The following is an 18,858-nucleotide window of genomic DNA, read 5'->3' on the forward strand; positions in this document are numbered from 1 at the left end:
GTCCACAGGGAGGTCGTCCCTCCACAGGTCGAGTCGGTCACCGGAAAGTGTCAGACCCCCGGCCTAGCGTTCCCCTCCGACACCGCATCGACTCCACGACACGCGACTTCCCGAAGGTGAGCACCATGGCAACGCTCGACCGCGACAAGGCCCTCGACATGGCCCTCGCCCAGATCGACAAGCAGTTCGGCAAGGGCTCGGTCATGCGCCTGGGCGACAGCACCGCGCAGGCGATCAAGGTCATCCCGACCGGCTCGATCGCCCTCGACATCGCGCTCGGCATCGGCGGCCTGCCCCGCGGCCGCATCATCGAGGTCTACGGCCCGGAGGCCTCCGGCAAGACCACGGTCGCCCTGCACGCGGTGGCCAACGCCCAGGCCGCCGGCGGCATCGCGGCCTTCATCGACGCCGAGCACGCGCTCGACCCGGAGTACGCCCGGGCCATCGGCGTCGACACCGACGCGCTGCTGGTCAGCCAGCCCGACACCGGTGAGCAGGCCCTCGAGATCGCCGACATGCTGATCCGCTCCGGCGCGCTCGACATCATCGTCATCGACTCCGTGGCGGCCCTCGTGCCCCGCGCCGAGATCGAGGGCGAGATGGGTGACAGCCACGTCGGCCTGCAGGCCCGCCTCATGAGCCAGGCGCTGCGGAAGATCACCGGTGCGCTGAACAACTCGGGCACCACCGCGATCTTCATCAACCAGCTGCGCGAGAAGGTCGGCATCGTCTACGGCTCGCCCGAGGTGACCACCGGTGGCCGCGCGCTGAAGTTCTACTCGTCGGTCCGCCTGGACGTCCGCCGGATCGAGACCCTCAAGCAGGGCACCGAGGCCGTCGGCAGCCGGGTCCGCGTCAAGGTCGTCAAGAACAAGGTCGCCGCGCCGTTCAAGCAGGCCGAGCTCGACCTGCTGTGGGGCGTCGGGTTCAGCCGCGAGGGCGGCCTCATCGACGCCGGCGTCGAGCAGGGCTTCATCCGCAAGTCCGGTGCCTGGTACACGTACGAGGGCGACCAGCTCGGCCAGGGCAAGGAGAACGTCCGCACGTTCCTGCGCGACAACCCCGACCTCGCCGACGAGATCGAGAAGAAGGTCAAGGAGAAGCTGGGCATCGGCCCGCAGGTCGACGCCCCGGCCGCTGACCCGGTCGACTTCTGAGCGACCTCGTGACCGGCTGGTCCGGCCCGGCCCCCGAGGAGGCCGGGCCCGAGCAGGCCGATCGCCCCGCAGGCCGCCGCGCCCGGGGAGCTCGCCAGCCGGGCTCCCCGGGCCGGGGTGGGCGCGGGCGGCGGCGGTCCGGGCCGTCCCCTGACCCGGACGGCCCGGCCGCCGCCGGTGCGGGGACCGCACCCGTCCCCTGGGACCGCGACGCCGACGACCCGGGGGACCCGGAGTCGGTGGCCCGGGCCATCTGCCTGCGGGCCCTGACCGGCGCGGCCAGGACCCGCCGGCAGCTGGCCGACCTGCTCGAGCGCCGCGGCGTCCCGGAGGAGGCCGCGACCGCGGTCCTCGACCGGTTCGGCGACGTCGGGCTCATCGACGACGCCGCCTTCGCCCGCGCGTGGGTGAGCTCCCGGCAGGCCGGCCGCGGCCTGGCCCGGCGGGCGCTGCGCGCCGAGCTGCGCGCCAAGGGCGTCGACGGCGAGGACGCCGAGCAGGCCCTCGCGCAGGTCGACGAGGAGGACGAGCGGGCCGCCGCCCGCCACCTGGTGGAGCGCCGGCTCCCGGCGCTGCGCCGGGTGGACCGGGTCACCGCCACCCGCCGGCTGGTCGGGATGCTCGCGCGCAAGGGCTACAACGGCGGCCTGGCCGCGGGCGTGGTGCGCGAGGTCATGGACGAGACCGGCTTCGGCACCGACCCCGACGAGGACTCCGCGGGCTGGGGCGACGCCGACCTCTGACGGGCCCGTCCCCGTCCGTCCACGGAACGCCAGCGGCCGGCCGCCCTCGGGGCGACCGGCCGCTGTCCGTCCGGAGTGGGGTCAGCCCGCGAGCGGGGTGGCGACGGCGGGCACCGCTGCGGTCGCCGGCGCGTGCGCGGGCCCCGGGACCGCCTGGGCCCTCTGCAGCGGCATCGCCTGGGTCGGCAGGCCGGCCGCCGCGGGCCGGCCGGTCCACGCGGTGAGGTCCACGGCGACGCCGTCGGGCGCCTCGTCGTCGGCCACCAGCCACTCGCCCTCGTCGCCCACCCGGGCGGCCAGCCACTGCTGGATCTGCTGCTCGAACGTGCGGTCGGGCAGCACGGCCGGCCGGCTGACCGGGCCGAGGAAGGTCAGGTCGCGCTCGCTGCCGTCGGCGGCGCGCAGCACCACCCGGCAGCGGGCCCGCCGGTGCCGGGCCGGCGGCACGGCCTCGCGGACCACGGCGGTCTGGGCACCGGCGGCGACGGCGAACTGCACGGCGGCCGCGCGCAGGCGGGTCACGAAGTCCTGGGCGACGTCGACCTGTCCCTCGGGCAGGCGCACCACCGAGGGCAGCGGCGGCACGGCGGGGCGGAGAGCGGTGTCCACGGGTCCCCTCTCGGCAGCCCCGCCGCGCGGGCTGACCACCGACGGGCCCGGGGTGCGCGGCGGGGCGGACGGGACGCCGCGTGACCGTTCCGTGTCCCGCGGCCCCCGGGTCAGACCGGCCCGCCGCCCCCGCCCATCTGCACGTCGGCGGGCAGCTCGACGTCCTTGGCCGCGGCCGCCTTCGTGTTCCGCCGGGTGCGCTTCTCCACGTACCTGGCCAGCCAGGACAGCAGCACGTTGACCACGATGTAGATCACCGCGGCGGCCACGTACAGCTGGAACGTGTAGGTGTTGCCGAAGGAGAAGGCGAAGAACTCCACCAGGCTCCGGGCGGTCCGCAGCAGCTCGACGTAGCCGACGATGAAGCCCAGCGACGAGTCCTTGAGCAGCACCACCAGCTGGGCCACCAGCACCGGCAGCATCCGCCGCACCGCCTGGGGCAGCAGGACCAGGGTCATGACCTGCGTCTTGCGCATGCCGAGGGCGAAGGCCGCCTCCCGCTGCCCGCGGTCCACCGACAGGATGCCGGCGCGGAAGATCTCGGCCAGCACGGCCATGTTGTAGAGCGTCAGGCCGAGGACCAGCGCGCGGAACGCGGTCATCGGGACGCCGACGGTCGGCAGGAACAGCAGGCAGAACAGGATCAGGATCAGCAGCGGCACGGCGCGGAAGAACTCGATCACCACACCGACCGGGGCCCGCACCCAGGCGTGGTCGGACAGCCGCCCCACGGCGAGCAGCGCGCCGAGCAGGGTGGCCAGCACCATGCCGACGGCCGCCGCGGCGAGGGTGTTGACCAGGCCCTCCCACAGCGCCTGCGGCACCCCGGACGCCGGGTCGAACAGGATGGCCCAGCGGTCGGGCTCGAGCTGGCCGTTGACGCCCAGGCGCCACAGTGCCCACCCGACGAGGGCCGCGATGACCAGCGCGCCGACGACGGTGCCGATCCGCTGGCGGCGGCGGGCCTGCGGGCCGGGCAGGTCGAACAGGACGGTGCTGCTCATCGGACGATCGCCACCCGGGTCTCGACCACCCGGATCAGCCAGGCGGAGGGCAGTGTGATGACCAGGTAGCCGGCGACGACCGCGGCGAACACGGCGAGCAGCTGGTCGGCGTTGGTGTTGGCCAGCCGCTGCAGGGCGGCGGTCAGGTCCGTCACCGCGAAGCCGGCGGCGATCGAGGTGTTCTTCGCCAGCGCGATCCACACGTTGCCCAGCGGCGGCACCACGGTGCGGAAGGCCTGGGGGAGCACCACCTGGCGCAGCGACTGGCCGAAGGTCAGGCCCAGCGCGCGGGCGGCCTCCGCCTGCCCCGGCGGGACGGCGTTGATGCCCGAGCGCAGCGCCTCGCAGACGAACGCGGCGGTGTAGAGCGACAGCGCGGCGACGGCGGTGATGAACCGGCTCGGGAACTGCAGGTCGATCTGCACGATGCCGAAGGCGAGGAAGAAGAACACCACCGTCAGCGGGGTGTTGCGGAAGACCTCGACGTAGAAGGTCGCCAGCCCGCGCAGCGGCGGGACGGGGCTCACCCGCATGCCCGCGAGCACGGTGCCGAGCACCAGGGCGCACACGCCGCTGACGACGGCGAGGGAGAGCGTCGTCAGGAACGCGCTCCACAACAGGTCGGAGTTGTCGCTGAGGAACTGCACCGCGCCCTCGGGAGGTCGGGGACGGGGCGACGCCGCCGGGCGGGAGCCCGCCCGGCGGCGTCGCGTCCGTCCGGGTCGAGTGGGATCAGTACCGGTCGACCGTCGGCGGCTCGGGGGCCTCCTCGCCGGTGATGGAGCCGGCGGTGCGGTCCCACGCGTCGGCCCAGCGGCCGTCCTCGAAGGACTCCTCGAGGACGTCGTTGATGAAGTTGCGGAAGTCCGTGTCGCCGAGCTCGAGCCCGATGCCGTAGGGCTCCTCGGTGAACGGGTTGCCCACCAGCTCGAAGGCGCCGTCGCTGCCGGCGACCAGGCCGGTGAGGATGACGTTGTCCGTCGTCACCGCCTGCACGTTGCCGTTGCGCAGGTCGTCGGCGCACTTGGAGTAGACGTCGTAGGTGACCAGTTGGGCCTGCGGGTAGTTGTCCCGGATGTTCTGCGCGGGCGTCGAGCCCTCGACCGAGCACACGGTCTTCCCGGCCAGGTCGTCGGGGCCCTCGATGCCCTCGGGGTTGCCCTCGGCGACCATGATGTCCTGGCCCGCGATGTAGTACGGCCCGGCGAAGTCCACGACCTGCTTGCGGGCGTCGTTGATCGTGTAGGTGGCCACGACCATGTCGACCTGGCCGTTCTGGATGAACGGCTCCCGGTTGGCCGACACCGTCTCGGTCCAGGTGATGCCGTCCTCCGGGATGCCCAGCTCGGCCGCGACGATCTTGGCGATCTCGACGTCGAAGCCCTCGGGGTCCCCGGTCTGCGGGTTGAGCAGGCCGAAGCCGGGCTGGTCGAACTTGGTGCCGATGGTGATGGCACCGGCCTCGTTGAGCTCGGCCATCGTCGTGCCGGCCTCGAACTCGACGTCCTCCTGGACCTCGGCGGTGTTCTCGGCCGACTCCTCGGCCTGGGTGCCCGCCTCGCTGGAGCAGGCGGCCAGGGCCAGGCCGAGGGTGGCCAGGGCCGCGAGCCGTCGGGTGCTGCGCATGGGGTGTCCTCCCGGGTGGGTCAGTGGTTGAGGATCTTGGACAGGAAGTCGCGGGCCCGCTCCGAGCGCGGGCTGGTGAAGAAGGTCTCCGGGTCGGCGGACTCGACGATCCGGCCGCCGTCCATGAACACCACCCGGTTGGCCGCCCGGCGGGCGAAGCCCATCTCGTGGGTGACGACGACCATCGTCATGCCCTCGCGGGCCAGCGAGGTCATGACGTCGAGGACCTCGTTGATCATCTCGGGGTCGAGGGCCGACGTCGGCTCGTCGAAGAGGATGACCTTGGGGTCCATGGCCAGCGCGCGGGCGATGGCCACGCGCTGCTGCTGGCCGCCCGACAGCTGGGCGGGGTACTTGTCGGCCTGGTGCCCGACGCCGACCCGGTCGAGCAGCTCGCGCGCCCGCCGCTCGGCGTCGGCCTTCGGCATCCGGCGCACGCGCGTCGGGGCGAGGGTGACGTTCTCGAGGATCGTCTTGTGGGCGAAGAGGTTGAAGCTCTGGAAGACCATCCCGACGTCGCTGCGCAGCCGGGCGAGCGCCTTGCCCTCCTCGGGCAGCTTCTCGCCGTCGATGCGGATCTCGCCCTGCTGGATGGCCTCCAGCCGGTTGATCGCGCGGCACAGCGTCGACTTGCCCGACCCGGACGGCCCGATGACCACGACGACCTCGCCGCGGTCGATCGAGAGGTCGATGTCCTGCAGGACGTGCAGGTCACCGAACCACTTGTTGACGCCGGTCAGCTGGACGAGAGGTCCTCCGGCGAGCTGGCTGGTCACGTCCGGAACCCTAGGGCCGTGAGCAGGTGCCGACGTCCCGGGGGCGTCACGGTCGAGTAACGAAGGCGGTGACGCCGTGTGACCGGTGTCGCGCCGTACCCTCGCAGGCGTCATGGGAACCGAGGTCGCCAGCCCGCCGCGCACCTACCGGGTGCGCACCTACGGGTGCCAGATGAACGTGCACGACTCCGAGCGGCTGTCCGGGCTGCTGGAGGCCGCCGGCTACGCGGCGGCGCCCGAGGGCGAGGACGCGGACGTCGTCGTGCTCAACACCTGCGCCGTGCGGGAGAACGCCGACAACCGCCTCTACGGCAACCTCGGCCACCTGCGCCCGGTGAAGGACGCGCACCCGGGCATGCAGATCGCCGTCGGCGGGTGCCTGGCGCAGAAGGACCGCGGCGAGATCGTGCAGCGGGCGCCGTGGGTCGACGTCGTCTTCGGGACGCACAACGTCGGGTCGCTGCCGGCGCTGCTGGAGCGGGCCCGGCACAACGCCGAGGCGCAGGTGGAGATCGCCGAGGCACTCGAGGTCTTCCCCTCGACGCTGCCGGCCAAGCGGGACTCCGCCTACTCCGGGTGGGTGTCGATCAGCGTCGGCTGCAACAACACCTGCACGTTCTGCATCGTCCCGGCGCTGCGCGGCAAGGAGAAGGACCGCCGGCCGGGTGAGATCCTGGCCGAGGTGCAGGCGCTGGTCGACCAGGGCGTGCTCGAGGTGACCCTGCTCGGGCAGAACGTGAACGCCTACGGCGTCGAGTTCCGGGACCGGGGCGCGTTCGCCGACCTGCTGCGCGCCGCCGGCCGGATCGAGGGCCTGGAGCGGCTCCGGTTCACCAGCCCGCACCCGCGGGAGTTCACCGACGACGTCATCGAGGCGATGGCCGAGACGCCGGCGGTGTGCCACCAGCTGCACATGCCGCTGCAGTCGGGGTCCGATGACGTGCTGCGCCGCATGCGCCGCGGCTACCGGCAGGACCGCTACCTCGGGATCATCGACCGGGTCCGCGCCGCCATGCCGGACGCCGCGATCACCACGGACGTCATCGTCGGGTTCCCCGGCGAGACCGAGGCCGACTTCGAGCAGACCCTCGAGGTGGTGCGGCGGGCCCGCTTCGCGAGCGCGTTCACCTTCCAGTACTCCAAGCGTCCCGGGACGCCGGCCGCCACGATGGACGGCCAGCTGCCCAAGGAGGTCGTGCAGGAGCGCTACCTGCGGCTGACCGCGCTGCAGGACGAGATCAGCTGGGCGGAGAACCGCGCGCAGGTCGGCCGCACGGTGGAGCTGCTGGCCGCCGCGGGGGAGGGCAGCAAGGACGCCCGCACCGGCCGGATGAGCGGCCGCGCCCGCGACGGGCGGCTGGTGCACTTCGCCGGCGGCGAGGGCGTGCGACCCGGCGACGTCGTCGAGACCGTCGTCACCGCGGCCGCGCCGCACCACCTGGTCGCCGACGGCCCGCTGCTGTCGCACCGCCGCACCCGCGCCGGCGACGCGCACGAGGCCGGAACCCGCCCGACCACGCCCGGCGTGCTGCTCGGCATGCCGCGCATCGGCGCACCCGCCTGACACGGGAGGGGCCCGCCCGGATCCCCGGGCGGGCCCCTCCGGTGTGCGGACGGCTAGCGGCGGGAGGACCGCTCGGCCTCGGCCAGCCACTCGCGGCGGGTCTCCAGGTCCGCCCGCGCCCGGGAGATCCGCTTCGCGTCCCCGGAGGCCTCGGCCTTGGCCAGCTGCTCCTCGGCCTTGGTGACGGCGGCCCGCATCGAGGCGACCATCGGGTTCTCCGGCGCGGTGCGCACCCGGCCGGCGTCCGCGGGGCCCCGGACCCGCTGCTCGACGGCCTGCATGCGGTCCTCCAGCGAGCGCATCGCGCCGCGCGGCACGTGGCCGATGGCGTCGTAGCGCTCCTGGATCCGGCGCAGCGCGGCCTGGGCGCCGCGCAGGTCGGTCGACGGGTCGAGCTTCTCGGCCTCGGCCAGCAGCTCCTCCTTCGCCTGCTGGTTGGCCAGCTGCTCGGAGTTGCGCGCCTTGTCCGACTCCGCGCGGGCGGTGAAGAAGACGTCCTGCGCGGCGCGGAACTGCTTCCACAGGTCGTCGTCGCCGTCGCGGCCGGTGCGCGGCACCGCCTTCCAGCGGTCCATGAGCGACCGCATCGCGGCGCTGGTCGGGCCCCAGTCGGTCGACGTCGACAACTGCTGCGCCTCGGCGATGAGCTCCTGCTTGGCCGCGCGCGCCTCGCCGCGCTGGGCGTCGAGGGCGGCGAAGTGCGCGCCGCGGCGGCGGCCGAAGGCGTCCCGGGCGGCCGCGAAGCGCGACCACAGCGCCTCGTCGGTCTTCCGGTCGATCCCGCGGATGGTCTTCCACTCCTCGACGATCGCCTTGAGCCGGTCGCCGGCGGCCTTCCACGACGTCGACTCCGCGGCGATCTGCTCCGCCTCGGCGGCCAGCGCCTCCTTGCGGGCGACCTGCGCGGCGCGGGCGGCGGCCTTCTCGGCGCGCGACTCGGCGGCGGCGGAGTCGGCGGTGTCGACCATCGCGCGGGCGCGGGCGGCCAGCCCGTCGAGGTCGCCGACGGCGGTGGCCGCGGGGATGGTGTCGGCCAGCGCCTGCGCCTTGGCCTTGATCTCGTTCGGGTTGCCGGTGTGCGCCTTCAGCCGGGCCTCGAGCAGCCCGACCTCGGTCGCCAGGTCGTCGTAGCGGCGGGCGAAGTGCGCCAGGCCCGCGGCCGGGTCGCCGGCCTGCCAGGAGCCGACCGCGCGCTCGCCGTCGGCGGTGCGCACGTAGACGGTCCCGTCCTCGTCGACCCGGCCCCACTGCGCGGGGTCCGACGCCGCCTCGGCGGCCGGCGCGGTCACCACCCCGGCGGGCGGCGCGGCCTCGGGGGTGGCGGCCTCCGGGGCGGCGGTCTCGGGGGTCGCGGTCTCGGGGGTCGCGGTCTCGGCGGCGGGGGTCTCGGCGGCGGGGGTCTCGGCGGCGGGGGTCTCGGCAGCGGGGGTCTCAGCGGCGGGGGCCTCGGCCTCGGGAGCGCTCCCGCCCGCCGCCGGGTCGGCCAGCGCCGCCGCGTCGGGGGTGGGCGCGGCGGGCGTCCCGGCCTCCGGGGTGACCGCGTCGGGACCCGCCGTCTCGGGCGTGGGGACCTGCTGCGACCCGTCTCCGGGGTTCGTCGTGCTCGACACGCACCGCAGTGTCCCACGCCGCATCGGCGAGACTGCTCCGGTGAGCAGCAGTCCCGCCGCAGCCGTCCCGGTCGCGTTCTGCCCGTGCCCGCCGCTGCTGCTCCCCGAGGTCGCCGGACGGGCCGCCGCGGACACCGCCGCGCTGCTCGCCGCGTGCACCGACGCGGTCGCCGCACTGGTGGCGGCCGCACCGGGCCCGGTGGTCGTCGTCGGCCCCGACGCGGAGGGCCGGCACGGCCCGGGCGACGCCGGGGACCTGCGCGGGTTCGGCGTGGACGTCGAGGTGCCGCTGGACGGGGAGGTGCGGCCCGGCGGCCGGCGGTTGCCGCTGTCGCTGACCGTCGGCGCGTGGCTGCTGCGCCGCGCCGGGCACCCCGGCCCGCGCGTCGGCGTCGGCCCCGGCGACCTCGCCGCCGCCGTCGCGGAGCTGCCCGGTGCCGGCCTGCTGGTCATGGGCGACGGCTCCGCGCGCCGCAGCGAGAAGGCGCCCGGCCACCTCGACCCCGCCGCCGCGCCCTTCGACGCCGCCGTCGCCGCGGCGCTGGCCGCCGGGGACGCCGCCGCGCTCGCCGCGCTGGACCCGGCCGAGGGGGAACGGCTGCTGGCGGCCGGCGTGCCGGCCTGGCGGGCGGCCGGCGCGCTGCTGGCCGGCCGGGACGTCGCCGCCGAGCTGCGCTTCGACGACGCCCCGTTCGGCGTGGGCTACCTCGTGGCGTCCTGGACGGCCGCCGGGACCACCCCGTGACGGCGCCGCCCGTCGTCGCCGTCGTGGGGCCGACGGCGACCGGCAAGACCGCGCTCGCGGTGACGCTGGCGCAGCGGCTCGGCGGCGAGGTGGTCAACGCCGACTCGATGCAGCTCTACCGCGGCATGGACATCGGCACCGCCAAGCCCGACCTCGCCGAGCGGCAGGGCGTGCCGCACCACCTGCTCGACGTCTGGTCCGTGCGGCAGGCGGCGTCGGTGGCCGAGTACGCGCGGCTGGCGCGGGCGGAGGTGGACCGGCTGCGGGCTCGCGGGGTGCTGCCGCTGCTGGTCGGCGGGTCGGGGCTGTACGTGCGCGCCGTCCTCGACGACCTCGACATCCCCGGCACCGACCCCGCCGTGCGGGCCCGGCTGCAGGCGGAGCTGGAGGAGTCCGGCCCCGCCGCGCTGCACGCCCGGCTGGCCGCGGTCGACCCCGCCGCCGCGGCGGCGGTCCTGCCGTCGAACGGGCGGCGGATCGTGCGCGCGCTGGAGGTCGTGGAGATCACCGGCCGGCCGTTCCGCGCGACGCTGCCCGAGCCGCGGCCGCACTACCCGGCGGTGGTCGTCGGCCTGGACCGCGAGCCCGCCGAGCTCGACGAGCGGGTCGCCGCCCGGGTGGACCGGATGTGGGCCGCCGGGTTCGTCGCCGAGGTCGAGGCGCTGGTGGCCGAGGGTCTGCGCGAGGGCCCCACCGCCTCCCGGGCGCTCGGCTACGCGCAGGTGCTCGCCCAGCTCGACGGCGCGCTCACGGCTGACGAGGCGCGCGAGCGGACGGTGGGCACCACCCGCCGCTTCGTCCGCCGTCAGCGCTCCTGGTTCCGCCGGGACGCGGCGACGACGTGGTTCGACGCCGCCCGCCCCGACCTCGCCGACGCCGTCGGGGCGCTGCTCGCCGGCCGTACGATCGGGCGGTGAGCGACCGGTTCCTCCTCGGGCACGGCACCGAGAACGACTTCGTCGTCCTGCCCGACCCCGACGGGGACCGCTGGCCCGAGGCCCGCCTCGACGCCGCCCTCGTGCAGCGGCTGTGCGAGCGCCGTGCCGGCCTCGGCGGCGACGGCGTCCTGCGGGTCGTGCGCAGCCGGCACGTGCCCGACGCGCCCGCCGTCCTCGGCGACGCCCTCGACGCCTGCGAGTGGTTCATGGACCACCGCAACGCCGACGGCTCGCACGCGGAGATGTGCGGCAACGGCATCCGGCTGTTCCTGCACGCGCTGGTCACCGAGGGCCTGCTCGACCGCGCCGCCTGCGCCGACGGCGTGCTGGTCGGCACCCGGGGCGGCCCGCGGCGGGTCGGCGCGGGCGCCGACGGAACCTACTGGGTCGACATGGGCCCGGCCCGGCCGTTCGGCCGCGGCGAGGCCACCGTCGGCGGCCAGGCGTTCCCCGGTCAGGCGGTGTCGATGGGCAACCCCCACCTGGTCTGCCTGACCGACGCCGACCTCGACGCCCTGGACCTCGGCCGGCAGCCGGACTTCGACGCGGGCCTGTTCCCCGAGGGCGTCAACGTCGAGTTCGTGCGGGTGCTCGCGAGCCCGGCCGAGGGCGCCGACGCGCACGTGCGGCTGCGGGTGCACGAGCGCGGGGTGGGGGAGACTCGCTCCTGCGGCACCGGCGCCTGCGCCACGGCGTACGCGGCGCTGGCGGCGGGCGCGGACGACGCCGCGGTGCGCGGCACCGTCGTCGTCGACGTCCCCGGCGGCCGGCTCACGGTGGACGTCTCCCCGGAGACGACGGTGCTGCGCGGTCCCGCCGTCGTCGTCGCCTCCGGCGAGCTGACCCGGGAGTGGCTCGGCGCCTGACTAGGGGGTGTCCGGGGTGTCGGCGCGCGTCTCGGGCTCGTCGGTCGGCGCCTCGGGCTTGTCGCCGGGGCCCACGTTGCCGGTGCCGCGCGGCTTGCCGGCCCCGGTGTCCTGGTCGGCGCCGCCGAAGGGGTTGCGCGGCACCTCGAGGCCGGCGGGGTCGCGGCCGGGGTCGTCGGTGCCGGCGTCGCTGCTGGTGCTCACGGGAGTTCCTCCTCGGCTGTGGTGTCCGTCCCGCCCTACCCGCCTCCCGGCGGGATGCACCTGACCCGTTCCGGTGTTGTAGGGGACGTATGACGACTGCAGAGACGACAACCCAGGTGACCGGCGCGGCCTCGCGTGTCACGCTGGACGTGATGACGACCGCCCCCGAGAGCACCCCGCTCGACGACGACACGCTCGCCGAGACCCGTCCCGCGCCGGCCGGCCAGTGGGACGAGGACGACGACACGACCGGCTCCTACGCCCTCGAGGCCCGTGGCGCACTGCGCCGGGTCGCCGGGCTGTCCACCGAACTCGCCGACGTCACCGAGGTCGAGTACCGGCAGCTGCGCCTCGAGCGCGTGGTGCTCGTCGGCGTGTGGACCGAGGGCACCCAGGCCGACGCCGACCGCTCGCTGGCCGAGCTGGCCGCGCTCGCCGAGACCGCGGGCTCCCAGGTCCTCGAGGCGGTGAGCCAGCGGCGGGACAAGCCCGACGCCGGCACCTACGTGGGCTCGGGCAAGGCGAACGAGATCCGCGACATCGTGGCCGCGACCGGCGCCGACACCGTGATCTGCGACGGCGAGCTGACCCCCGGCCAGCTCAACGCGCTGGAGAAGATCCTCAAGGTCAAGGTGGTCGACCGGACCGCGCTGATCCTCGACATCTTCGCCCAGCACGCCACCAGCCGGGAGGGCAAGGCCCAGGTCGAGCTGGCGCAGATGCAGTACATGCTGCCGCGCCTGCGCGGGTGGGGTGAGTCGATGTCCCGGCAGGCCGGTGGGCGTGTCGCCGGCGGTGGCGGCATCGGTACCCGCGGCCCCGGTGAGACCAAGATCGAGACCGACCGGCGGCGGATCCGGTCCCGGATGAGCAGGCTGCGCCGGGAGATCACCGGCATGGCCACCGCCCGGGTCACCCAGCGGCAGTCCCGCAGCCGCAACGCCGTCCCGAGCGTGGCGATCGCCGGGTACACCAACGCCGGCAAGTCCAGCCTGCTCAACCGGCTGACCGGCGCGGGCGTGCTCGTGGAGAACGCGCTGTTCGCCACGCTCGACCCGACGGTGCGCCGCGCCATGACGCCCGACGGCCGCGAGTTCACGCTCACCGACACCGTCGGCTTCGTGCGGCACCTGCCGCACCAGCTCGTCGACGCCTTCCGCTCCACGCTGGAGGAGGTGGCCGGCGCCGACCTGCTGCTGCACGTCGTCGACGGCTCCGACCCCGACCCGCTCGGCCAGATCGACGCGGTGCACGTGGTGCTGCGGGAGATCGACGCCGCGGCGGTGCCCGAGCTGATCGTCGTCAACAAGGTCGACGCCATGACCGAGGACGACGTGCTGACCCTGCGCCGGGCGCTGCCCGGTGCCGTCTGGGTCTCCGCGCGCACCGGTGAGGGCCTCGAGCAGCTGCGCGAGGTCGTGGCCGCCCGGCTGCCGCACCCGGACGTCGAGGTCGAGGTGCTCGTGCCCTACGACCGCGGCGACCTGGTCGCCCGCGTGCACCGCGACGGCGAGGTGCTCAGCGAGGAGCACGAGGCCGCCGGCACCCGGCTGACCGCCCGCGTCGACGGCGGGCTGGCCGCCGCGCTCGAGCGGTTCGCCGTCCCGGTCGGCTGACCGCCACTGCACCCAGGGCCGCCCGGGTGCCCGGCTCCGCGCCGGGTGCCCGGGCGGCTCGCCGTTCCGGCCCGCCGAGGTCACGGACGGGTCACGGCCCGGTACCGTGATCCGGTGACCAGCGGCGTGGTGCGGCGCACTCCCGGCGCGCCGGCCGGGCGCCCGGAGCGGACCGCCCGGCCGCCCGCCGTGGTGCGTGCCGGGCGCCCGCCGTGGTGGCTGCTGGTCGTCGCGTTCGCGGTCACCGTCGGGGTGACCGTCGACCTGCTCAGCCGCGGGGTGCTCGAGCGGCTGGACCTCGAGGTCTCCGAGGTGGTCAGCGCCTGGGACCTGCGGAACTCCCCGGCCTACTGGCCGGTCTGGGCGGTCACCCAGATCGGCGGCCGCGGGACGATCCTCATCGTGCTCGCCGCCCTGGTCGGCTGGCTGTGCCTGCGGGAACGGACGCTGCTGCCGCTGGTGCGGGTGGTCACGGCGCTGGCGCTGCTCACCGTCGTCGTCTACGCGTTCAAGTTCGGCACCGGCCGCACCGCGCCCGCCTATCCCGGCTCCTTCTTCCACCGCGACGGCGCCAGCTACCCCTCCGGGCACGTGGCCAACGCGGTGCTCATGTGGGGCGTGGCGCGCTGGCAGGCGGTCGAGTACGGGCTCGGGCCGCGGGTGCAGCGCACGCTGTGGTGGCTGGCCGTCGTCGGGCCGGTGGCCACCGGGATCGCGATGGTCTCGCTGGACTTCCACTGGGTCACCGACGCCGTGGTGGGCGCGGCCGTCGGGCTGCTGCTGCTGGGCGTGGTCCACGCACTGGACGCGCTGGTGCTGTCACGCTGGGCGAGTGCCCGAGCCGGCCGCCCGTCCGCGTAGCGCCGCCCGGCGGGCACCGGCCGTCCTGCTGACCGCGGGCCTGCTCGCCCTCCCGGCGGCCCCGGCCGGCGCCGAGGAGCCGGCCGCCCCGTCGGTCCGCTGCCAGGTGACCGACCTGCGGCTGGCTGAGCTCTCCGGCCTCGTCGACGTCGGCGACCGGATGCTCGCCGTGGTCGACGGCGGGGACCAGGTGGCCGTGTACGTGCTCGACGACGCGTGCCAGGTGGTCGACGTGACCACCGCGCCGGTGGACCCCTACGACCCCGAGGACCTCGGCGTCGGTCCCGACGGCACCGTGTGGCTGGCCGACACCGGCGACAACACCACGGTCCGGACGACGGTCGCGCTCGTCGCGCTGCGCCCCGACGGCGGGACGGCGCTGTACCGGCTGACCTATCCCGACGGCCCGCACGACGCCGAGGCGCTGCTGCTGGCCCCCGACGGCACCCCGTACGTGGTGACCAAGGAGGTGCTCGGGGCCAGCCACGTCTACCGGCCCGCCGCTCCGCTGGTCGACGGCGGCACGGTCGCGCTGGCCGACGTCGGCACGGTCGCGTTCACGCTCACCGGCACGCCGGGCGGTCCCGTGGGCCGGGCCGGTCAGCTGCTGGTCACCGGCGGGGCGGTCGCCCGCGACGGCAGCCGCATCGCGCTGCGCACGTACACCGACGCCTACGTCTGGCCGCTGACCGGTGCCGACGTCCCGGGGGCGCTGGCCGGCGAGCCGGTGCGGATCGCGCTGCCCGAGGCGCCGCAGGGGGAGGCGGTGTCGTTCACCGCGGACGGCCGCGCGCTGCTGCTGGCGGGCGAGGGCGTGCCCGGGGACGTCACCGCGGTACCGGTCCCGGCGGGGTCCGCGCCGCCCGCGCCGGCAGGGTCCGACGCCGCCGACACCTCGCCGTCGGCGCTGCTCGGGGGGGACCCCGCGGGCCTCTCGCCGGTGACCGCGGGCGTGGCCGCCGCCGTCGTCGCGACCGCGCTGGTGTGGATCGGCGGGCGACTGCGCCGCCGCCGGTCCGGTGGTCCGCCCGCCGGCGCCTGAGCTCCGGCGCCGGCGGGGGACCTGCGGCTCAGACCCGCCGCAGGACCGTGACGACGCGGCCGAGGATGGTGGCCTCGTCGCCGGGGATCGGCTCGTAGGCCGGGTTGTGCGGCAGCAGCCAGACGTGCCCGTCGCGGCGCTTGTAGGTCTTCACGGTGGCCTCGCCGTCGAGCATCGCGGCGACGATCTCGCCGTTCTCGGCGGTGGGCTGCTGGCGGACGACCACCCAGTCGCCGTCGCAGATGGCCGCGTCGACCATCGAGTCGCCGGCGACGCGCAGCATGAACAGCGTGCCCTCGCCGACGAGCTCGCGGGGCAGCGGGAAGACGTCCTCGACGGCCTGCTCGGCGAGCACCGGGCCACCGGCCGCGATCCGCCCGACCAGCGGCACGTAGGTCGGGGCGGCCGAGCCGTCGGCGGCCGCGGCGGGTGCCGCCGGGGCGGCCTCGCCCGCGGTCTCGCCGGGCAGCCGCACGTCGAGCGCGCGGGGCCGGTTGGGGTCGCGCCGCAGCCAGCCCTTCTTCTGCAGCACCGACAGCTGGTGGGCGACCGACGACGCCGACGACAGGCCGACCGCCTCGCCGATCTCGCGGACCGAGGGCGGGTAGCCCCGCCGCTCGATCGAGTCGCGGATGACCTCGAGGACCCGGCGCTGGCGCTGGGTCAGGCCGTCACCGGCCTCCCCGCGGTCGGGGAAGGTGCGCACGGCGCCCGTGCCGTCCGTGCCGGCGCCGCGCTCCGCGGCCGGACGGCGGGTCGCCGTGCCGCCGCCCCGGGTGCCCTGGCCGGTCCCGCTCGTGCCCGCCACGTCTCCTCCTCGCCGGCCGCGTCCCCGCGGCCCGTCCGTCGCCCTCCCGGCCCGGGGGCCGGTCGGCGGGCGGTACGCCCGCACGGACCGTAGCGCGCCGGCGCCGCAGGTTCAAACGTGTGTTCGAAGGACACGCCGCGCCGCTCTCGCACTCGTCGGACCCGTGCGGTAGACATCCGGACAGACGTTCGATCGAACACGCGTTCGAAGCGTTCGACCCGATCAGGAGGAGCGGTCATGGGCAGCGTGCGGCAGGCAGTGCTCGAGTTCGACGCGGCGGTCCGGGTCCCGTGGCGGCCGCCGCTCCGCGGGGAGGTCGCGACCGCGTCCGCCGGCGCACGCCGGTCCGCCTCCCCGGGTGGCGCCGGCCGGCCGGCGCAGCGCGCCGCCCTGCCGGGCTCCGGTCCCCGCGTCACCGGGCACCTGCGGCCGGTGCCCGACCGTCCCGCCGCGGCTCCCGCGCGCACCGCCGGCCCGGCCGCCGAGGGGCCGCGCACCCGCCGCGACCCGGCCCGCCCGAGCGGGCGGCCGGTGCGCTCGGAGCCCGCCCGGGCCGCCGTCCGCGCGCGGTGCGCACCGGCCCCGGCGCCGGTGCGGCTGACCCGCCGCGGGCGCCGCCTGGTCACCGTGCTGGTCCTCGCCGCCGGCGTCGGCGGCGCCGCCCTCGGCCGCGGATTCCTCGCTCCCGACGACGGCCTGCGCCTGGCCGGCGAGAGCAGTGTCGTGGTCGAGAGCGGTGACACGGTGTGGTCGATCGCCGCGGAGGTCGCCGGCGCCGGCCAGGACGTGCGCGCGGTGGTCGACGCGATCCAGGCGCTCAACGACCTGGAGGGGGCGGTCGTCGTCCCCGGGCAGGTGCTGCGCCTGCCGTAGGCGCTCCGCCCGGCGTCGTCGTCACGAGAAGTGACGAGAGCGCGCCGGTGACTTCGTCAACCCTCCGGGCCCGGTCGTTGACGGTCCGGAGTCATCAGGACACTTACGGTCAGGAGCGTGTCAGCAGCCGTGAACAGCAGCGCAGCGGTGACCTTCCGCTCCCCGCAGGACGTCGAGGTCCTCGTGGACGGCGCCTGGGTGCCGGGCGCCATGCTCGGCTGGCGGCACGACGCGACCGGCGGCTGCGAGGCCCGGGTCCGGCTGCGCGACGCCGGAGTGGCCGTGGGGGAGCAGGAGGCCTGGGTGGACCTGGTCGCCGTCCGGCTGCCCGAGCGGCACCTGACGCTGGCGTCCGGCCGCGCGGACGGTGCCGCCGACGCGGCGGGGACGGTCGTGATGCCGGCCGTCGGCCCGCGCGCCGTCGTCCCGGGGGCGCGCCCCGCGCGCCGGGGCGTCCGCCGGCACGGTGGCGACGTCACCGCCGAGCAGCCCGCCGTCGCCCCGTCCGCCGTGGGCCGGCACCGCGCGCCCGGCGGTTCGGGCCGGCACCGCGCGGCGACCGCCGAGATGCCGGTCGTCACCTGCCCGGCCCCGGCCGGCGGTGCGGTCGCCGACGAGCCGGACATGCTGACCCGCCCGATCCGGCTCGGTGACCTGGTGCCCCACCCCCGCGGCGGTCGTCCCGCCGTCCGCCCCACCGCCTGACCCGTCGCCGGGGCGTGTCCCCGGCGGCCCCTCCGCACACCTCCACCGGCGTCCCCGGGAGGCGCCTGCGCGCCCTCCGGGTGCCCGCCCGCGTCCTGCCGGCTGCGGCCGGGTACACCCGCACGACCCCTCCCGCGCGCCGACACGCGCGGTACCCCGGCGTGTCGTGTGACGGGAGGGGTCCCTGCTCGCGCCTGGTCACCACGGGGTCACGGCCGGATCTCGGTGGAAGAGACACGCGGGTTCTCGTCTTGCAGATGTAGTGGAGCGCGGCCTACTGTCCCCCTACATCTAGTAGTTGCACCGATGGAAGTCCTCCACAGGCCGTCCTCAGGACCTCCACGGGGTGTCCACCGGATGTCCCCAGAGGGGTCCACAGACAGACGCAGGCGGGCGGGTCCGGCAGGACCGGACGAGCCCGCCGGCACGAGCCGCCCGAGCCGGGGTCCCCGGTCCGGGCGGGTCTTCCGCGGAGGGAGGTGAACCGCAGTGCGCTGCCCGTTCTGCCACAACCCCGACAGCCGCGTGATCGACTCGCGCGAGGCCGACGAGGGGGCCACCACCCGTCGCCGCCGCTCGTGCCCGGCCTGCGGCCGCCGGTTCACCACCGTCGAGGAGGCGGTGCTCGCCGTCGTCAAGCGCAGCGGGGTGAGCGAGCCGTTCAACCGGACCAAGGTCGTCGCCGGCGTGCGGCGTGCCTGCCAGGGCCGGCCGGTCGACGAGGACCAGCTCCAGCAGCTGGCCCAGCAGGTCGAGGACGCCATCCGCGCCAGCGGCGTGGCCGAGGTCCCCAGCCACGAGGTGGGGCTGGCCATCCTGCAGCCGCTGCGCGAGCTCGACGAGGTCGCCTACCTGCGCTTCGCCAGCGTCTACCGCGCCTTCACCTCGGTCGAGGACTTCGAGAAGGAGATCACCGAGCTGCGGGCCCGCCACCACCGCGGCGGCACCCCGCCGCTGCCCGGGCTGCAGATCGAGCCGCCGGCGCCGCGCCGCCGGGGCTCCGCCCGCACCCCCTCCACCGCCCGCGACGGCTGACCGCCGCCCGCGCGACCAGACGTGCGCCGGCAGCGTCGCCGGCCCTCTCAGCACCACCGGAACCGTCAGCAGGACC

20 protein-coding genes are annotated in these 18,858 nt (G+C 75.9%); 12 read left to right on the top strand and 8 right to left on the bottom strand.

Annotation, left to right across the window (positions count from 1 at the left end; translation table 11 throughout):
• Positions 1–125: 125 nt before the first annotated feature.
• Positions 126–1,157, top strand: coding sequence for a recombinase RecA (recA, locus tag ACI8AB_RS06085; protein ID WP_387993673.1), 1,032 nt, complete (start codon positions 126–128; stop codon positions 1,155–1,157).
• A 239-nt stretch (positions 1,158–1,396) separates the two neighbouring features.
• Positions 1,397–1,900, top strand: coding sequence for a regulatory protein RecX (locus ACI8AB_RS06090; RefSeq protein WP_456949358.1), 504 nt, complete (start codon positions 1,397–1,399; stop codon positions 1,898–1,900).
• 81 nt (positions 1,901–1,981) lie between these two features.
• On the opposite strand, the gene ACI8AB_RS06095 is transcribed toward ACI8AB_RS06090, so the two are convergent.
• The 5 genes from ACI8AB_RS06095 to ACI8AB_RS06115 form a co-directional block, all read right to left on the bottom strand.
• A complete protein-coding gene (locus ACI8AB_RS06095; RefSeq protein ID WP_456949359.1) occupies positions 1,982–2,509 on the bottom strand; it encodes a hypothetical protein in 528 nt (175 codons plus the stop codon).
• Positions 2,510–2,619: 110 nt separating this feature from the next.
• Complete coding sequence (locus ACI8AB_RS06100; RefSeq protein ID WP_456904205.1) at positions 2,620–3,513, bottom strand: amino acid ABC transporter permease; 894 nt, start codon at positions 3,511–3,513, stop codon at positions 2,620–2,622.
• On the bottom strand, positions 3,510–4,160 hold the full coding sequence (locus ACI8AB_RS06105; RefSeq protein ID WP_456949360.1) for an amino acid ABC transporter permease: 651 nt from the start codon (positions 4,158–4,160) through the stop codon (positions 3,510–3,512). The genes ACI8AB_RS06100 and ACI8AB_RS06105 overlap by 4 nt, the downstream gene beginning before the upstream one ends.
• A gap of 85 nt (positions 4,161–4,245) precedes the next feature.
• Complete coding sequence (locus ACI8AB_RS06110) at positions 4,246–5,139, bottom strand: glutamate ABC transporter substrate-binding protein (RefSeq protein WP_387993660.1); 894 nt, start codon at positions 5,137–5,139, stop codon at positions 4,246–4,248.
• 20 nt (positions 5,140–5,159) lie between these two features.
• Positions 5,160–5,915: an amino acid ABC transporter ATP-binding protein gene (locus ACI8AB_RS06115; protein WP_387993657.1), complete on the bottom strand. Its 756-nt coding sequence runs from the start codon at positions 5,913–5,915 to the stop codon at positions 5,160–5,162.
• Positions 5,916–6,027: 112 nt separating this feature from the next.
• Here ACI8AB_RS06115 and miaB point away from each other — a divergent pair, with 112 nt between their 5' ends.
• On the top strand, positions 6,028–7,479 hold the full coding sequence (miaB, locus tag ACI8AB_RS06120) for a tRNA (N6-isopentenyl adenosine(37)-C2)-methylthiotransferase MiaB (protein WP_456949361.1): 1,452 nt from the start codon (positions 6,028–6,030) through the stop codon (positions 7,477–7,479).
• Between the two features lie 53 nt (positions 7,480–7,532).
• Here the strand turns inward: miaB and ACI8AB_RS06125 are convergent, their stop codons facing one another.
• On the bottom strand, positions 7,533–9,089 hold the full coding sequence (locus ACI8AB_RS06125; RefSeq protein ID WP_456949362.1) for a DUF349 domain-containing protein: 1,557 nt from the start codon (positions 9,087–9,089) through the stop codon (positions 7,533–7,535).
• Between the two features lie 40 nt (positions 9,090–9,129).
• Between ACI8AB_RS06125 and ACI8AB_RS06130 the strand changes: the two genes are divergently transcribed.
• Genes ACI8AB_RS06130 through dapF form a run of 3 tightly spaced genes read left to right on the top strand, consistent with a single transcriptional unit; the run spans position 9,130 to position 11,638 of the window.
• On the top strand, positions 9,130–9,834 hold the full coding sequence (locus tag ACI8AB_RS06130; RefSeq protein WP_456949363.1) for a hypothetical protein: 705 nt from the start codon (positions 9,130–9,132) through the stop codon (positions 9,832–9,834).
• Positions 9,831–10,751 (top strand): tRNA (adenosine(37)-N6)-dimethylallyltransferase MiaA, encoded by a 921-nt coding sequence (gene miaA / locus ACI8AB_RS06135; RefSeq protein WP_456949364.1) that lies wholly within the window; start codon positions 9,831–9,833, stop codon positions 10,749–10,751. The genes ACI8AB_RS06130 and miaA overlap by 4 nt, the downstream gene beginning before the upstream one ends.
• Positions 10,748–11,638, top strand: coding sequence for a diaminopimelate epimerase (gene dapF, locus ACI8AB_RS06140; protein WP_456949365.1), 891 nt, complete (start codon positions 10,748–10,750; stop codon positions 11,636–11,638). Before miaA ends, dapF begins: the two co-directional genes overlap by 4 nt.
• Here dapF and ACI8AB_RS06145 read toward each other — a convergent pair whose 3' ends face one another.
• Positions 11,639–11,842 (bottom strand): hypothetical protein, encoded by a 204-nt coding sequence (locus tag ACI8AB_RS06145; protein WP_456949366.1) that lies wholly within the window; start codon positions 11,840–11,842, stop codon positions 11,639–11,641.
• Positions 11,843–11,994: 152 nt separating this feature from the next.
• Here ACI8AB_RS06145 and hflX point away from each other — a divergent pair, with 152 nt between their 5' ends.
• The 3 genes from hflX to ACI8AB_RS06160 all read left to right on the top strand — a co-directional run bounded on the left by hflX (position 11,995) and on the right by ACI8AB_RS06160 (position 15,361).
• Positions 11,995–13,458: a GTPase HflX gene (gene hflX / locus ACI8AB_RS06150; RefSeq protein WP_456949367.1), complete on the top strand. Its 1,464-nt coding sequence runs from the start codon at positions 11,995–11,997 to the stop codon at positions 13,456–13,458.
• Positions 13,459–13,572: 114 nt separating this feature from the next.
• Positions 13,573–14,319: a phosphatase PAP2 family protein gene (locus ACI8AB_RS06155; protein WP_456949368.1), complete on the top strand. Its 747-nt coding sequence runs from the start codon at positions 13,573–13,575 to the stop codon at positions 14,317–14,319.
• Positions 14,291–15,361 (top strand): hypothetical protein, encoded by a 1,071-nt coding sequence (locus ACI8AB_RS06160; protein ID WP_456949369.1) that lies wholly within the window; start codon positions 14,291–14,293, stop codon positions 15,359–15,361. Before ACI8AB_RS06155 ends, ACI8AB_RS06160 begins: the two co-directional genes overlap by 29 nt.
• A 28-nt stretch (positions 15,362–15,389) precedes the next feature.
• On the opposite strand, the gene lexA is transcribed toward ACI8AB_RS06160, so the two are convergent.
• The gene (gene lexA, locus ACI8AB_RS06165; RefSeq protein WP_456949370.1) at positions 15,390–16,169 is read right to left on the bottom strand and encodes a transcriptional repressor LexA; all 780 of its coding nucleotides are present in this window, start codon (positions 16,167–16,169) and stop codon (positions 15,390–15,392) included.
• A gap of 237 nt (positions 16,170–16,406) precedes the next feature.
• On the opposite strand from lexA, the gene ACI8AB_RS06170 reads away from it, so the two are divergent.
• The 3 genes from ACI8AB_RS06170 to nrdR all read left to right on the top strand — a co-directional run bounded on the left by ACI8AB_RS06170 (position 16,407) and on the right by nrdR (position 18,782).
• On the top strand, positions 16,407–17,042 hold the full coding sequence (locus ACI8AB_RS06170; protein ID WP_456949371.1) for a LysM peptidoglycan-binding domain-containing protein: 636 nt from the start codon (positions 16,407–16,409) through the stop codon (positions 17,040–17,042).
• 117 nt (positions 17,043–17,159) lie between these two features.
• Complete coding sequence (locus tag ACI8AB_RS06175) at positions 17,160–17,747, top strand: hypothetical protein (protein ID WP_456949372.1); 588 nt, start codon at positions 17,160–17,162, stop codon at positions 17,745–17,747.
• 489 nt (positions 17,748–18,236) lie between these two features.
• Complete coding sequence (gene nrdR, locus ACI8AB_RS06180; RefSeq protein ID WP_387992657.1) at positions 18,237–18,782, top strand: transcriptional regulator NrdR; 546 nt, start codon at positions 18,237–18,239, stop codon at positions 18,780–18,782.
• The last annotated feature ends 76 nt before the right edge of the window (positions 18,783–18,858 follow it).

This window comes from Geodermatophilus sp. SYSU D00698 (assembly GCF_054050335.1).